Raw genomic sequence first — 17,299 nt, 5'->3', positions numbered from 1 at the left:
AATGAAATCAGAAAACTTCAATCATATCAATCGTTTTATTATTCGATCACCTTATAATAGTGTGAATCATTTTGCAGATATTCCCAATTCAACAGAGGAAGTAATACAATTTGTGAAAGAGTTGTTCAATGATGAGGTTTTCAAAGAATCAATTTTTTTAGCATCTCCAGAATTGTATTATGAGTGGAAGAGATGTAATAATGATGTTAATGTATCTTCAGAGAAACTTGAAAAGTTAGCTTCTTCAGTTATTAAGTATTATATACGATCAGCAACAAGGTGTACACCATTTGGTTTGTTTTCGGGATATGCTGAAATTCAACATAACAAGGAAACTGTTAAACCTAGATATGAACGTTTCACTGGCTTAGATTTAGATTTTTTATATTCTTTATTATATGATTTAAATAAAAAAGAAAATATTAGAGGTCTAGTAAAATTCTCGCCCAATACTTCAATCTATAAACTTGGAAGTAGTTTTAGATATGCAGAATATAAAATTTTAAAGAATAACAGATCTTTTACTTTAGTTGAAGTTGAAATCGACGAGGTTATAGAATTAATATATAATGTAACTAGAAAAGAAGAACAAAGCTTAGCAGAATTAATAGAGTTGTTGGTGTATTCAATTGAAAATATCTCTGAAGAGGAAGTAACAGCTTACATAAACTCTCTAATTGATGCTCAATTTTTAGTAAGTGATCTGGATGTATGTATTAATGGAGATGTTCCTTTAGATCAAATAATAAATTATTTTGAAGAGTTTTTTATTACCAATTCTGCAAGTAGTGAAATTCAACATTATTATCAGCTTCTAATTCAGTTTAAACAAGAACTATCAAAAATCGATAAACAAATTCTTGGAAATCCAATTGAGGAATACGAACGTATTTTTAAGATAGCCCGTGATTTTGGTATTTCTTTCGACAAAAAGTATTTAATCAATACAAATTTGAAGAATAATTTACCTCAAAGTGAGTACGATTTATCATCTCAGGAAATTTCAAATATTAAGAGAGCCATAACAACATTATCTAGATTCAGTAAAATGCCAGAAAATGCAAATCTTACTGAGTTTAAGAAAGCTTTCTATGAGAGATATGAGGACCAGGAAGTTCCATTATGTATTGCTTTAGATAATGAAATTGGAGTCGGTTTTATTCAGGATCATGCCGATGCAAGTAATTTTTCAGCTGTTATTGATGATATAAAGATTAAGGGATATGAGCCGGAAGAGTCAAAGATAAAATATCATCAGAAGATTCATAAGTTTTGGACAAATCAACTAATAAAGGCAAAAGAAGAGAGTCAATCTATAATTGATTTAAAAGAACTCGATCTTACAAGTTTTCCAATAAACACATCTCAATTATCGCAGTCATTTTATGCAATGATTAATAAGTACAATGATAATATCTCTATAGAAGTAGCAGGAGGAACAGGCGCATTGAATTTATTAGGGAGATTTTCAACTGCGGATAACTCTTTAAAAGAAATGTTTTCCGTTGCGAAGGATAAAGAATGCAGAGGAGAAGAGGAATTACTGGTAGAACTTTTACATGTTCCAGATAATAGAGCAGGAAATATTTTGATAAGAAATATAGATAGAGATCATGAAATTTCGTTTCTAACGAAAGGTAACAAAGAGAAGAATCAGATTTCACTAGATGATATTTACATAAGTATTAAGAATAATAAAATTGTATTACGAAGTAAAAGTTTGAATAAAAGAATTAGAGTGGTAAATACAACTGCTCATAATTTTCAATACAATGCTTTACCCGTTTACCAGTTTTTAGGAGAGTTACAAATGCAAAATTGTAATCCTGCACTTGGCTTGAATCTTGGAAGTGTGAACTATAAAACCTTCAAATCAAGACCACGAATTTCATATGGAAACATTGTATTGTCTCCTGCAAAATGGAATTTCACAAAAAAAGAATTATCAGAATGTTTTAACAATAACAAATTAATTAGAGAGAAATTAAGAAACTTTTTAAAACAAAAAGGTGTTCCTAGATATGTGTGCATGAGAGAGCAGCAAGATCATACTTTGTGGATTGATTTAGAAAAAGATTATATGTATTCTTTTTTGAATGAATCCTTAAAGAAAAAAGAGCAACTTGTTTTAGAAGAGTTATTGGTCGATACGATTAATTCTAAAACCAAATCTTATAATACGGAATATATCATTCCATTTTTTAAAGAAACGAAAAACGCTAGAAAAACAATTCATCAAGAAATATTTGAAAAAAGAAGTTTTATTCCTGGAGAAGAATGGCTGTATTTTAAACTTTACACTGGAACGAAGACCGCTAGTAAAATTTTGTTAGATGTAATCCAGCCTTTGGTATATGAATTAAAAGAAAATAATTTAATTGATAAATGGCACTTTATCAGATTTAGAGATCCGGACTTTCATATTCGTTTACGTTTTTTAATTAAAGACAAGAATAATTCGCAAGTTATTGAAAGATTAAACTGTGCCATAAAATCCCACGTAAATAATTATGCAATTTGGAAAGTTGAATTATCTACATATAACCGAGAATTAGAAAGATATGGAAATGATTTAATAATTCCATCAGAAACTCTGTTTGAAAAAGATAGTAGTTTAATACTTCAAATATTACAACTATCTAAATCAATCAAAACAGAAGTTTCATGGTTACCAGTGTTGAAAACTATCGATAATTTATATGAGATTCATCGATTCTCTTTAACTGAAAAAGCAAAACATGTAAATGAATTATATGAGGCATTCTTGCATGAGTTTAACGGAGACAAGCAGTTAAAAAAGCAAATAGAATCAAAGTTCAGAAAATATAAAGGCAAGATTAATATTCTTTTAGAAGATTCAAAAAGCGAAGTTTTTTCAATTATTGAAAATCATAATCAAGAGTTATTTGAAAACCTTGGGGATGACCGAAATCGAATTATCAATAGAATGAAATCCAACGTAACAAGTTACATCCATATGCACGTTAATAGGTTTTCCATTACAAATCCTAGAATGCACGAGTTAGTACTATACGGATTGTTATCAAAATATTATAAAATGAAGCTAGGAAGAGAAAAGCATGTTCAATCAAAAGCAGTAGCAATATGAAATTTATACCTCAACACGATCAAATGGATTGTGGTCCTGCTTGCATAGCAATGATCACAAAAATGTACGGTAAAGATTATTCTTTACAGTATTTAAGAGATATTTCTCATATCTCAAAAGAAGGAGTTAGTTTAATGAGTATTTCTGATGCTGCAGAAAAAATAGGTTTCGAAACTTACCCAAGTTTATTATCTATTGATGTGTTATTAGAAGAAGGAACGTTGCCTTGTATTCTTCATTGGAATAAGAATCATTTTGTTATTCTTTATGATGTGAAGAAGAATATATTTACGGGTAAAAACCGATTTAAAATTGCAGATCCTTCTCATGGATTAATCACACTTTCTGAAGAAGAATTCAAAAAATCGTGGTGTTCACAAGAAGAAAAAGGAATTGTGTTGTTCTTATCACCAACTGATAAGTTTGAAGAAGTTGAACCACCTAAGACAAATAAGTTAACTGTTTCTTATTTACTAAACTATTTAAAACCTTTTAAAAAGCAAGTTGCTTTTATGTTTAGCATGCTTTTATTGGGGAGTATGTTAACGTTAGTTTTTCCATTTTTAACTCAAAATTTGATTGATAAAGGCGTCACTGTTGGTGATATGAACATGATCACACTGATTTTATTAGCTCAATTAGGCTTGTTTTTAGGTGCCATAACAATTCAAATTATACGAAATTCACTTACACTGTATGTAGGTACTAAACTGAGTATTAACATTATCTCAGATTTTTTAAAGAAAACTCTTCAACTACCCATTAAATTTTTTGATTCAAAAATGGTAGGCGATTTTAACCAAAGAATAAATGATAATGAGCGTATTGAAGAGTTTCTTACCTCCCAAAGTTTAGTTACTGTTTTTTCAATAATGACCTTTTCTGTATTCTTCGGAGTTCTATGGTATTACGATTTTACAATATTAGCAGTGTATCTGGCTTTAACGGTATTTTCAATTAGCTGGTCTTATTATTTCTTAAAGAAAAGACGCATGCTTGATTACTTTAAATTTCAACAAAGAGCAGAAAATCAGGACTCAATTTTAGAAATTATTAATGGAGTTTCTGAAATGAAGTTGAACCAATTCGAAGAGTTTAAGCGTAAAGCATGGGTGAAAATTCAAAATAAATTATTTAAAACAAATCTTAGAATATTAAAGATCGATCAAATTCAAGTTTCTGGATATGAATTCTTAAATCAGTTGAAGAACATTTTGGTTACTTTTTTAGCTGCTACATATGTAGTAAAAGGACAAATGACAATTGGTGAACTTTTAAGTATTTCATATATCATTGGTCAAATGAATTCACCAGTAAACCAATTAATTGATTTCTTTAGGTCGTTACAAGATGCTAAATTGAGTTTAGAACGTTTAAATGAGGTGCAAAATCATCCAGAGGAAGAATCTAAATATATCAATGATAATGGAGAAAAAGTAACTCTTAAAAACCTGGAGATAGGAGAAAATATATTTGTAAATAATGGAATTCAGAAAGGAATTCGATTTAAAAATCTTTCTTTTCAATATGAAGGTCCAAAATCACCCTTTATTCTGAAAGATATTAGTATGTTAATTCCAGAAGGAAAAGTAACTGCAATAGTAGGAGCGAGTGGAAGTGGTAAAACTACTTTACTTAAATTATTACTTCGTTTTTATGATCCAACACTAGGTTCTATTCATTACAACTACGATGATTTAGTAAGCTTGTCTCCAAAGAGTATTCGTGAAAAGTGTGGAGTTGTCATGCAAGATGGATATATTTTTTCTGATACAATTGAAAGAAATATTGCAACAGGAGATGAGGATATTGATTACGATAAATTGATTAATGCCATTAGAATTGCAAATATTGAAGACTTTATTTTATCGTTACCACTACAGTTAAAAACAAAAATAGGAGCGGCTGGTAACGGTATTTCAGGAGGACAGCGTCAGCGAATTTTAATTGCAAGAGCTGTTTATAAGAACCCACATTATATTTTCTTCGATGAAGCAACAAGTGCATTAGATGCAGAGAATGAAAAAATTATTCATGATAATTTACAAGAATTTTTTAAAGATAGAACAGCAGTTGTTATTGCTCATAGATTATCTACTGTAAAAAATGCAGATCAAATTATTGTACTTAAAAATGGAGAAATTGTAGAACACGGTTCACATAAAGCGTTAGTAGAAAATAAGGCCGATTATTTTAATTTGGTAAAGAACCAGTTAGAATTGGGTGATTAAAGATAGTAGCAGGTAAAAATTTTGAAATTGAAAAAGAAGGCGGGGCGAGAGCCTCGCTTTTTCAATTTATTCATTTTTTAAAATAAATAAATGAGATTTATATTTTCTGATTTTTAAAAAGGAGGTAATTTTGTGAGCAAATAGTAAAATTATGAAAAATAACTTCGATATGTCTCTCGAAGACATGAAGTCATATGGATATAAAATAGTTGATTTAATTGCCGAACATTGGAATTCAATTGAACAAAAAAAACCGCTTGCAGAACCTAAAACAAGAAGTGATTTAGATCAAATTTTCTTGCAGGAAGCTCCAGAAGAACCAATGCATTATAATAAAGTTTTAGATTTTATTGTTGAAAATGTTATTCCTAATAGCACATGTACACTACATCCCAAATTTTATTCGTTTGTACCAGGTCCAAGTAATTTTATAAGTACAATGGCTGATACTTTAGCAACGGGATTTAATATATTTTCTGGAGGCTGGCTTGTGTCTTCAGCTGCTGCTGAGCTCGAAATTGTTACAGTTAACTGGTTATTGAATATGTATAGCTTTCCTGTTAAACAGGGAGGAGGTATTTTTACTAGCGGAGGTTCTATGGCAAATTTGACTGCATTAGTTACAGCTCGTAGAATTAAATGTGGTGACGATTTTTCAAAAGCAGTTATCTATTTATCCGATCAGGCGCACTCCTCTAACATTAAAGCTATTCGTATTTTAGGTTTTAAAAAAGAGCAGATTAGAATTATTCCAACTGATTTCGAGTTTAGAATTGGTATCAATAAATTAAAAAATGCAATTGCTAAAGATAAACTAGAAGGATTACAACCTTTCTGTTTTATAGCAAATGCAGGAACAACCAATACAGGAACTGTAGATCCTCTTCATGAAATTGCTGATATTTGTGAAGATGAGAATATTTGGTTACATATTGATGGTGCTTATGGAGGAGCAGCAATTTTAGCTAAAAAAGGAGAAAGAATGCTACGTGGAATTGAACGCGCTGACTCTTTAACAGTTGATCCTCATAAATGGTTTTTTCAACCTTACGAAATAGGATGTTTATTGGTAAAAGATGCTTCTTGGTTAAGTGGAACATTTAGTGAAAAACCAGAATATTTACGTGATGTAGAAGGAAATGAATCCGAAATTAATTTTTATGATTATGGAGTTCAGTTAACAAGAAGATTAAGAGCTTTAAAGTTTTATACTTCTATAAAAACGTATGGTTTAGAAACTTTTAGAAATGCGATTACGTATAATATTGATTTAACGGAACAGGTTGAGGATTATTTACGTAATAGTAAAGTTTGGGAGGTAGTTTCTCCTGCGACCTTAGCCGTAATTAATTTTCGATACCATCCAATAAGTGAAAAATTAGAAGAAGCTGTAATCGATGAATTGAATCAAAAGATTTCACAACGTGTCATGGAATCGAGAGATGCAGTTTTTGTTACTACGATATTAAACAAACAAATAGTATTACGTATGTGTTTAATAAATCCTAAAACAACTATGGATGATGTATTAGATACTTTGAATACTTGTGAAGAGTACGGAGCTGAAATTTTAAAAGATTTAAAATCTAAGTAATTTCATTATAAACAAAAAAAACTGCAAATCTTGCAGTTTTTTTGTTTATAAAAATAATAATGATATTACATCATAATAGTTTGTTTTCTATCTGGTCCAACAGAAACAATCTTCACGGGAACTTCAGTTTCCTTTTCTATAAACTTAATGTAATTTACTAAGTTTTCAGGCAACGTTTCCTTGTCAGTCATTCCAGTCAAATCTGCTTCCCAACCCTTAAATTCTGTGTAAACTGATTCAATATTTTCTGGTTCAATATTATAAGGTAAATGTTCAATAGTTTCACCTTTATATTTATAACCTGTACAAACCTTCAAGGTATCAAATCCAGATAAAACATCACCTTTCATCATCATTAATTGAGTTACACCATTTACTTGAACTGCGTATTTTAAAGCGACGATATCTAACCAACCACAGCGACGAGGTCGCCCTGTAGTTGCTCCAAATTCGTGACCAACTCTTCCCATAGTTTCTCCAACCTCATCAAATAATTCAGTTGGAAAAGGACCAGAACCAACTCTTGTTGTGTAAGCTTTAAAAATTCCAAATACGTCTTTAATTCTGTTTGGAGCGATTCCTAATCCTGTACAAGCCCCAGCAGCAGTTGTATTACTTGAAGTTACAAATGGATACGTTCCAAAGTCTATATCTAATAAAGATCCTTGTGCTCCTTCTGCAAGAATGGTTTTTCCTTCTTTAATAGCCCTGTTTAAGAACTCTTCAGAGTCTATAAATTGTAATGTTCTTAATTTTTCAATTCCTTTGCAGAATTCTTCTTCTAACTCATCTAAATCAAACTGAATATCCACATCGAAAAAATCAAGCATTTTAATGTGCTTTTCCGTAAGAGTTTTGTAACGATCTTTCCAGTCATCTAGTTCTAAATCACCAACGCGCATTCCGTTTCTACCCGTTTTATCCATGTAAGTTGGACCAATACCTTTTAATGTAGAACCAATTTTTGCTTTTCCTTTTGCTGTTTCAGAGGCTGCATCTAATAAACGATGAGTTGGTAAAATTAAATGAGCTTTTCTTGAGATTAGTAATTTATCTGTGTAATTGATGTTGTGATCGTCTAAATTCTCTAATTCCTTCTTAAAAATTACAGGATCAATAACTACTCCGTTTCCAACGACATTTAACGCTGTTTTATGGAAAATTCCAGAAGGAATAGTATGTAAGACGTATTTGTGACCATCAAATACTAAGGTATGACCAGCATTTGGTCCACCTTGAAAGCGAGCAATGATATCATAATTTTGGGTAAGAACATCAACAATTTTTCCTTTTCCTTCATCTCCCCATTGCAAGCCGAGTAATAAATCTACCGCCATTATTTAGTGTGTTGTTATGTGTGTTAAGTTTATTTTGAGTTTCGTTTTGTTCCGTAGAAGTATAATGAGTGGTTATGAATATCGATATCAAACACTTCCTCAATTGTTTTCTTGATAATTTGAATTCTTGGATCGCAAAACTCTTTTACTTCCCCAGAATCAGTAAGAATAACATGGTCGTGATTTTTGTCGAAATAACTTTTTTCGTAACGAGCCATTGATTGACCATCAAATTGATGTTTACGCACCAAACCACATTCTAATAATAAATCTATCGTATTGTAAAGTGTAGCTCTACTTACACGATAGTTTTTATTTTTCATTTTGATATATAAAGATTCAATGTCAAAATGTTCATCAGCGTCATATATTTCTTGTAAAATAGCGTATCGTTCAGGAGTTTTACGATGCTTGTTTTCTTCCAGGAAAGAAGTAAATACTTTTTTTACGATTTCTTGATTTTCAGCTATGTTACTCATATCGGTTGAATTTTACCAAAAAACAAATTTACGCTTATTTATGAATAAAAAAAGTTATGAGCTAAAGAATATATTTATAAACTATTCACACGTGTGACTTTTTGAACCCCTTCTACTTTTTTTATACTGTTGATTAGCTTTGTTAATTGATTTTTATTTTTAACAGTCAGTGAAATTTTTCCTTCAAATATTCCAGCATTTCCAGAAATATTTATACTGTTAATAAAGACATCCATGTTACTAGAAATAATTCTTGTAATATTATTAACAATTCCTTTGTTATCAACGCCACTAACCATTAAAATAGCAGAAAATTCTTGTTTTGTAGAATCAATCCATTTTGCTTTAATAATTCTGTAAGCGAAATTTGATTGTAAAGAAATGGCATTCGGACAATTATTTTTGTGGACTTTAATTCCGTCATTAATTGTTACAAATCCAAAAACAGCATCACCAGGTATAGGTTTACAACAAACAGATAAAGAATACTCTAATTTCTCTTCTTCTTGTCCGAAAACTAAAGCGTCGTACTTATTAGTTACTTCCTCGGTATCGGTAATATTTTTATGTGAATTTCTCTTAAAAGGATTTTTAAGGAAAGTCATAATTGGACTGGATCTTTGACTAACAAATTCCTTTAATAAAGTGTTATCAATAGCTCCATTTCCTATTCGGTAAAACAGGTCAAAACTAGTCTGAAGATTGAAATAACTAGCGATTTCATGAATTAATTTTTCATCATAGTTAATTTTCAAATGACGTAATTTTCGAGCTAAAATTGCCTTTCCTTCTTCCGCAATTTTCTTTTCATCGGCTTTTAAAGCTGATTTAATTTTTGTTCTCGCTCTGGCAGTCATTACAAAATCTAGCCAGCGAGAATTTGGTTTATTAGTTGACGATGTTAAAATATCTACCTGGTCACCGCTTTTTAATTCATAACTTAAAGGAACTAGTTTACCATTAACTTTAGCACCCCTTGTTTTTAATCCAACATCTGTATGAATTGAAAAGGCAAAATCTAATGCTGAGGCACCTTTAGGTAAAGACTTTAAATCACCTTTTGGAGTAAAAACATAAATCTCCTTAGCATATAAATTTAGTTTAAAATCTTCAACAAAGTCAACTGCGTTTAAGGTGTTGTTTTCTAATGTTTCTTTTAGTCTATTTAACCAATCGTCCAATCCGTTTTCATTCTCATTACCTTGTTTGTACTTGAAATGTGCAGCATATCCTTTTTCTGCAATTTCATCCATTCTTTCTGAACGAATTTGTACTTCAACCCATTTAGCATCAGGTCCAACTACGGTTATATGTAAGGCTTCATAACCGGTAGATTTAGGTTGAGAAATCCAATCTCTTAATCGGGCTGGATTAGGTTTATAGAAATCAGTTACAATTGAATATATTTTCCAAGCATCAAATTTCTCATCATCCGATGTTGGTTCATAAATAATTCTAATGGCGAATTTATCATAAACCTCATCAAAGGTTACGTTTTGCTTACGCATTTTCCTTCTAATCGAATAGATAGATTTAAATCTACCTTTTATTTGATAGTTAAATCCTACTTGATCTAGCGCTTCTCTAATTTTAGAATTAAATAAGTCAATGTAATGTTGTTGATCTTCTTTATTCTCCTTGATTTTTAATAAAATATCATTGTAAACTTCAGGTTCAGTGTATTTTAGACCTAAATCTTCAAGTTCTGTCTTTATATTGTATAAACCTAAGCGATGTGCCAAAGGAGCGTATATGTATAATGTCTCAGATGCAATTTTTACCTGCTTATGAGGTGGCATTGCATCCATGGTTTGCATATTATGGAGACGATCGGCAATTTTTATTAAAATTACACGAACATCGTCATGCAAAGTCAGTAACATTTTTCTGAAATTCTCTGCTTGTATTGAGTAGTCTTGGTCTTGTTTTAAACGAGAAATTTTTGTCAATCCACTTACAATTCTAGCTACTGTTTCCCCAAACAACTGTTGCATATCTTCAACAGTGTATTGGGTATCCTCAACAACATCATGTAGTAAAGCAGCCGCAATGGAGGTGGCTCCTAATCCAATTTCGTAAGCAACAATTTTTGCTACAGCAATTGGATGAAAAATATAAGGTTCACCAGATTTTCTTCGTTGACTTGAGTGAGCTTCAACGGCAACTTCAAAAGCTTTACGAATAAGCCTTTTGTCATCTTCAGATAAAGTTTGATAAGTCCCTTTCAACAAATCCTTGTAGCGATTTGCTATTTCCTTGTTCTCTTCTTCTATCGTTGCTGTGTACTCCATCATTACAGGGGATTGGTTAATCTACTCACATTATTAAGTGAAAATAATATAAAGATTTGTAATGAACAAGTTTTTATTATTTCAATAAACGATGTTAACCTTAATCAATTTACGGTTGATAATAGAACAAAAAATCTCTAATTGATAAAAAAAACACTTTTTCTTCCCATTATGATTTTACAGATTGGTTCAATTGGATACCTACCAAAAGCAGTAAGCTGGTCTTCTCATTTAAATTATTCATAAAAAACAACATAATTAACTTTACTGTATTGTCTTTCATCGCATACTTTATAACATTACTAAAGCATTTAAAGTAACATATTTTAAAGTAGTTCTAAAGTCTACTAATTGCTGTACGAAATAATGTTGTATTAAATGGGCTTTGGGATTTATTAGTCTGAACTAAATAACCAACTTAACCTAAATTAAGCCTCTTGAACAAATTATAATATAATTTATTTGACTGAAATTAGAATTAAATTCAGCTACTTGGAAAAAGTAAGCTTTTTTGTTTAAATAACAGGAATATTTTTGAATACCATGAAAACATGAATACGATGAGACTTCCATTACTTAGTTTCAAGGATTGTAATATTATAAATAATTTTTTTAGGTTGTTAAATGAAATGAACAGGTCATTTAAAATCTGAACTTTTTCCTCATCTAAACATAGTAATCCATTCTTCGGAAGGAGGTGCATTTTGATTAGTAGTGAGTTCAATTTCTCTAATATAAATTTTATTTCTAATTGATTTTAAATTTTAGATTGAATTTCACGAAGCCATTTCTAAGTATTCCTAAAAATTAACCACTTATCAAAACATAGTAGTCTTGTTCAGTAAAGAAACTATTTTTTCGAATTCAATTAAAGCTAATTTTTTTTCTCATTAAAAAATAGGAAATGATATTTTGAAGAGTAAAAGAAGATTTCGACTCTGAATCATTATCCGATGATCAAGGCATCTCTTGGGATAAAAAATAAAAAAATCTTGATTAATGAGGATTGCAGATTTCTTTAGATTTATATCATAAAGTTACGTTGTCGTTTGGCTTCAAAAATTATAATGGCGCAGGCGACAGATACATTCATAGAATCTATTTCGCCTTGCATAGGAATATTTATGTTCTGTGTTGCTCTTTCTCTCCAAATTTCTGATAAACCAGTTGCTTCTGTACCAACAACAATTGCACTTGCTTTAGTATAATCTTCTTTAAAATATTCATTAGAGTTTTGAAGAGTAGCACTATAAATATTTATGTTTTCCTTTTTTAAGAAATTGATAATGTTTTCGGAAGAGTCTGTAGCGATTTGATTGGTAAATACGCAGCCAACACTTGACCGAATAATATTTGGATTAAACATATCCGTTTTGGGATCAGCAATAAACACAGCATCTACATTTGCTGCGTCTGCAGTTCTTAGCATTGCACCGATATTTCCTGGTTTTTCAATGCCTTCCATAATCATAATTAAAGGAGTTTTGGATTGGAATTTTAAACTAGCAAGAGAGAAATTTTTGGTTTTTACCACGGCCAAAATTCCTTCAGTAGATTCACGATAAGCTAATTTTTGATATACTTCTTTTGTGATTTGAATTAAATCAACATCCTTTGGAAGTTCCTCTAAAATATCCTCATTGTTTAAATGGTTCTCATTAACAAAAAGAACAGTTTCGATGAGATAATCGCTTTTTAAAACAAGTGATATCTCTCTTTTCCCTTCAACAAGAAAACGTTGTTTTTTTCGGCGTTCTCTTGATTTTTCTTGAAGTTTTATTAGTTCTTTAATAAATGGATTTTGAATGCTAGATATATTTTTCATCCTGACAAAAATACTTAAACTTGTGCTATTTGAAAGCATAAAAAAAGCTCGGAATTACCGAGCTTTTTATAAAGTGAAAAATCTTTTTTATTGATTTTTGTATTTGTTTTCATAACGTTTCCAAAGTTTAGTTTGATGAGTTTCTAAACTAATTTTACGTCCTTGAATAAATGCATTTAAAATGATGTTAGTTCTCATGTCTAAAGCGTCTCCTTCAGAAATAAATAGCGTTGCATCTTTGCCAGTTGCAATAGTTCCAACTTTATCATCAATTCCTAAAATTTTAGCAGCATTAGAAGTGATAAGTTTTACAGCTTCTTCTTTACCTAATCCATAAGCAGCACAGGTTCCTGCATAAAAAGGAAGATTACGAGTATTCATTCTTTCCATTTCACCTTCCATTCCTAAAGCAACAACAATTCCATTTTCAGTTAATAATTGTGCCATTCTAAAAGGTAAATCATAGTCTTCGTCATCACTATTTGGTAGTCTATGTGATCTCCTAAGAATTACTCCAACATTATTGTCTTTTAATAATTGAGTTACCTTTTGAGCACCTTCTGCATTCACTAAAACTAAATTTTTAATACCCAGTTTCTTAAAAGTATTTACAACATCAGTAATTGATTTTTCTCCTGAAACATGAACAAATAATTTCTGATTTCCATGAAACAGTTTATCCATAGCTTCAAAAGGTAAATCTTTAGGACTTCTGTTACCGGATAAATATTTCTTTGCTCGTTTTATGTAAGACTTAATTCGGTCAACTGATTTTGCATAGTTTTTATTTGGTTTCAAAGCTGGATCTTCTCCTAACCACCAACGACCTCTTGATAAACTTGAAGGCCAATTTACATGGATTCCATCATCAACTTTTAAAATCGCGTCTTCCCAGTTCCAAGCATCGAATTGTACAATTGAAGATGTTCCAGAAATAGTTCCACCTCGAGGAGCAACTTGAGCCATTAAAACCCCGTTCGGACGCATAGATTCTACAACTTTACTTTCTGCATTATACGCAATAATACTTCTAATATGAGGCAAGTAACCTCCAACTTCGTCAAAATCACGAGTAGCTCTAACTGCATCAATTTCTGCTAAACCAAGAGAAGTATTTGCAGCAATAAAACCAGGGTAAACGTGTTTACCATTATAATTCATTACTTCACCTTCAGGTGATTTGTCATAAGATTTTCCCACGAAAGTTATTTTTCCATTTTCAAATTCAATTAATGAGTTTTCAATTACACTTCCGTTTCCTATGTGTGCTGTCGCTCCAACTATCGATATTTTTTTAGATTGTTTTGGAGCAGGTGTTTGTTGTGCACTAAGATTTCCTATGAATAAGAAACTTAGCAACATGTATATAAATTGTTTTTTCATTTTGTCTCTTTTTAAGTTCTTATTCAGTATCACAGTGGAATAATTTCTTTTGTTTTTTAACTGGTGCTTGTGTTGGAGCTCCACCAAGTTTCTCTTTTAACATCATTTCAATCAACTTAGCTTTTTCAGCTTTGATATCCTTTCTTTTTTGAAGATCTTTTTCAATATCAAAATAGATAGTTCCGTCAATAATTGTTTTTTCTGCTTTACTGTAAACTGATAATGGGTTATCACTCCATAAAACTAAGTCTGCATCTTTACCAACTTTAATACTTCCTGTTCTGTCGTCAAGATGTAAAAGTTTAGCCGGATTAATCGTTACAGTACTCCAAGCTTCTTGCTCCGTTAAACCACCATACTTAACTGTTTTTGCAGCTTCTTGATTTAACCTTCTTGACATTTCAGCATCATCCGAGTTAATTGCAACAGTAACGCCTTGTTTGTGCATAATTGCAGAGTTATAGGGAATTGCATCATTAACTTCGTATTTGTAAGCCCACCAATCTGCAAAAGTAGATCCCCCAGCTCCATGTTCTTTCATTTTATCCGCAACTTTGTAACCTTCTAAAATATGAGTAAATGTATTTACATTAAAATTAAACTGTTCCGTAACTTTCATTAACATATTAATTTCCGACTGTACATATGAGTGACACGAAATAAAACGTTCTTTATTAATGATTTCTGCGATTGCTTCTAACTCAATATCTTTTCTGTAAGGTTTTCCGCTTCTCTTCTTTTCATCGTATTCCTTAGCTCTTTGGAAATAATCAATGAAAACTTGCTCAACTCCCATACGAGTTTGCGGAAAACGAATTGTTTGACGATCTCCCCAATTTGATTGCTTTACATTTTCACCTAAGGCAAATTTGATGAACTTTGGAGAGTTTTTGTAAATCATGTTTTTAGCATTTTCTCCCCATTTTAATTTGATAATTGCAGATCTACCTCCAATTGGGTTTGCAGAACCATGTAAAACCTGAATAGAAGTTACACCTCCTGCGATATTTCTATAAATATTAATATCATCTGGATCAACAACGTCTTCTATTGTTACTTCTGCAGTAGAGTTATGTCCTGCTTCATTTACTGCTGAAGTCGCAATATGGGAATGTTCGTCAATGATACCTGCGGTTAAATACTTTCCTGTTCCATCAATAACTTTAGCTTTACCGGCTGATAAGTTTTTGCCAATTTTACTGATTTTTCCATCTTTAACTAAAACATCCGTATCGTTTAAAACTTGACCATTCTCACTTGTCCAAACTGTAGCATTTTTAATTAAAATAGTTTGTTTAGAAGGTCTATATGCATTTCCAAAACCAACATTAGGATAGCTCACAGCAACTACTTCAGGAGCATCTTCATTTGATTTTTTCTTTGATTTTTTCTTGTCTTTAGACTTTTTAACTTGTTTTGATGCACTCCAAGTAACATCATTCCCATAATGATCTGTTCCAGTACCTTCCATACCGTTTAAATCATTTATAATAGTTCCTGCTAAACGAACATATTTTCCGTCGTTATTAATCGCTAATTGGATCCAATTATCTTTAAAAGAGAAAGTAGACTTAAGCTTTTTATCTCCTAATTTAACAGATCCTTTTTGTTTTGCACCTTTACCTGTAATTGTTAAATCATAAGTGGTACCATTAACATTTACCATGTAAGTTCCAGCTAAATCAGGAATAGACATGTCGTTGATAACATTTTTGTTTCCTTGAACCCAGTTTTCGTAAACAATTGTTTTTGAGTCAAAAATATCACCAGAAGTAATTAAGAAATTAGCATAACTCCCTGAATTTAAATTACCAATTTTTGAATTATTTAAAATTCCAGCAGGAACAGTAGTTAATGCCTCTAAAGCTTTTGTTTTATCTAAACCGTATTTAATAGCTTTTTGAAGATTCTTATTGAATTCTTTTGGTGACTTTAGTTTATGTGTAGTTAAAGCGAAGTTTATTCCGTTTTTAGCTAACATTGCCGGATTTGAAGGTTCTTGATTCCATTTACGCATGTCACGTAAAGAAATAACTTCTGCTAAAAATTTGTTACTCACATCATAGGCCTTTCTGAAGTTAATAGGAATAATAAAAGTAGCATTAGTATTTTTTATATCAGGAATTCTTTCGAATTCATCACCACCTCCTAAAATTGTGTATTGCACTCCAAACTCATCTCCGACTTTATCTGCTCTTAAAGCATTGATAGCATCACCTGCATTAAAAATTTGAGGTAAACTTTTGTTTTTATTTACTGCTTCTAAAGATAAATCTGAATTTTTTGAATATCCATTTGCATACCAATCAGCGTCCAAATAAACTTGTCTTATTAAGGCCATAGCACCCATTCTTGATGTTGGATAAGATTGACGAGACTTTCTACTTTTTGAAAAAGATAAATGATTTGATGTTTTCTGATCTAATATTCTGTAAGCATTAGAAGCATCTGAATTTAAAGCAACTAAAACTCCGTTACCTTGCATGATTCCATCCTCTAAGTGAGAATTAACAACACCGAAACCAGCATCAATTAAAACTTTAGCTTTTTTCGCATCAAACGAAAATGATGTTAATGGATCTGTTTCTGGTCTAATATGATCATTCCAGTAATATCCTTTCCTATTCGCGTCGTATTGTGGACCTCCATTACCTCCAGAACTTCTTTTAATATCTGGAATCCCAAAGCTTGAATAAATATCAATAAAAGAAGGATAAATATATTTTCCTTTTGAATCGACAATTTTGGCTTCTTTGGGAATACTTATGTTTTTACCAACATTTAATACTTTACCATCTTTAATTAGTAAAGTTCCTTTTTTAATTTTATTTGTTGGGCTTAAATAAATGGTTGCATTAGTAAAAGCAACAGTAGTGTTTTTTGTGGTTTTCACTCCTGTGTTTGTAGGAAAGTATTCTTGTGAGAAACTAACGGAAACACAGAAGAGAAATAGTAGGACTATTTTCTTCATTGTTGAATTAATTGATTGAAATAACAATTAAAAGTATTCAATTAATTTCACAATGAATTTGCTTTAACATAAAATTAAG

The 17,299-nt window shown here is 30.9% G+C and carries 9 protein-coding genes; 3 read left to right on the top strand and 6 right to left on the bottom strand.

From position 1 onward, the window contains the following. Position 1 precedes the first annotated feature (1 nt). From BTO06_RS08000 to BTO06_RS07990, 3 genes are all read left to right on the top strand, one after another. The gene (locus tag BTO06_RS08000) at positions 2 to 3,109 is read left to right on the top strand and encodes a lantibiotic dehydratase (RefSeq protein WP_100924800.1); all 3,108 of its coding nucleotides are present in this window, start codon (positions 2 to 4) and stop codon (positions 3,107 to 3,109) included. Continuing rightward, entirely contained in the window at positions 3,106 to 5,340 is a 2,235-nt protein-coding gene (locus BTO06_RS07995; protein ID WP_100924799.1) for a peptidase domain-containing ABC transporter, read from the top strand. The genes BTO06_RS08000 and BTO06_RS07995 overlap by 4 nt, the downstream gene beginning before the upstream one ends. A gap of 151 nt (positions 5,341 to 5,491) precedes the next feature. Then, positions 5,492 to 6,934, top strand: coding sequence for a pyridoxal phosphate-dependent decarboxylase family protein (locus tag BTO06_RS07990; RefSeq protein ID WP_100924798.1), 1,443 nt, complete (start codon positions 5,492 to 5,494; stop codon positions 6,932 to 6,934). 65 nt (positions 6,935 to 6,999) lie between these two features. Here BTO06_RS07990 and BTO06_RS07985 read toward each other — a convergent pair whose 3' ends face one another. The 6 genes from BTO06_RS07985 to BTO06_RS07960 all read right to left on the bottom strand — a co-directional run bounded on the left by BTO06_RS07985 (position 7,000) and on the right by BTO06_RS07960 (position 17,220). Further along, complete coding sequence (locus tag BTO06_RS07985; RefSeq protein WP_100924797.1) at positions 7,000 to 8,271, bottom strand: adenylosuccinate synthase; 1,272 nt, start codon at positions 8,269 to 8,271, stop codon at positions 7,000 to 7,002. Positions 8,272 to 8,300: 29 nt separating this feature from the next. Beyond that, positions 8,301 to 8,750 (bottom strand): Fur family transcriptional regulator, encoded by a 450-nt coding sequence (locus BTO06_RS07980; RefSeq protein ID WP_100924796.1) that lies wholly within the window; start codon positions 8,748 to 8,750, stop codon positions 8,301 to 8,303. Between the two features lie 74 nt (positions 8,751 to 8,824). Continuing rightward, positions 8,825 to 11,041 carry a RelA/SpoT family protein gene (locus BTO06_RS07975; protein WP_100924795.1) on the bottom strand — a complete coding sequence of 739 codons (2,217 nt, stop codon included), beginning with the start codon at positions 11,039 to 11,041 and terminating at the stop codon, positions 8,825 to 8,827. A 1,024-nt stretch (positions 11,042 to 12,065) separates the two neighbouring features. Further along, positions 12,066 to 12,866, bottom strand: coding sequence for a TrmH family RNA methyltransferase (locus tag BTO06_RS07970; protein WP_100924794.1), 801 nt, complete (start codon positions 12,864 to 12,866; stop codon positions 12,066 to 12,068). An 87-nt stretch (positions 12,867 to 12,953) separates the two neighbouring features. Next, on the bottom strand, positions 12,954 to 14,249 hold the full coding sequence (locus BTO06_RS07965; RefSeq protein ID WP_100926748.1) for an amidohydrolase family protein: 1,296 nt from the start codon (positions 14,247 to 14,249) through the stop codon (positions 12,954 to 12,956). Between the two features lie 19 nt (positions 14,250 to 14,268). Continuing rightward, the gene (locus BTO06_RS07960; RefSeq protein WP_100924793.1) at positions 14,269 to 17,220 is read right to left on the bottom strand and encodes an amidohydrolase family protein; all 2,952 of its coding nucleotides are present in this window, start codon (positions 17,218 to 17,220) and stop codon (positions 14,269 to 14,271) included. Positions 17,221 to 17,299: the final 79 nt, after the last annotated feature.

Source organism: Tenacibaculum sp. SZ-18 (assembly GCF_002813915.1).
GTDB lineage: Bacteria > Bacteroidota > Bacteroidia > Flavobacteriales > Flavobacteriaceae > Polaribacter.
This window is presented reverse-complemented; position numbering and strand designations above follow the sequence as displayed.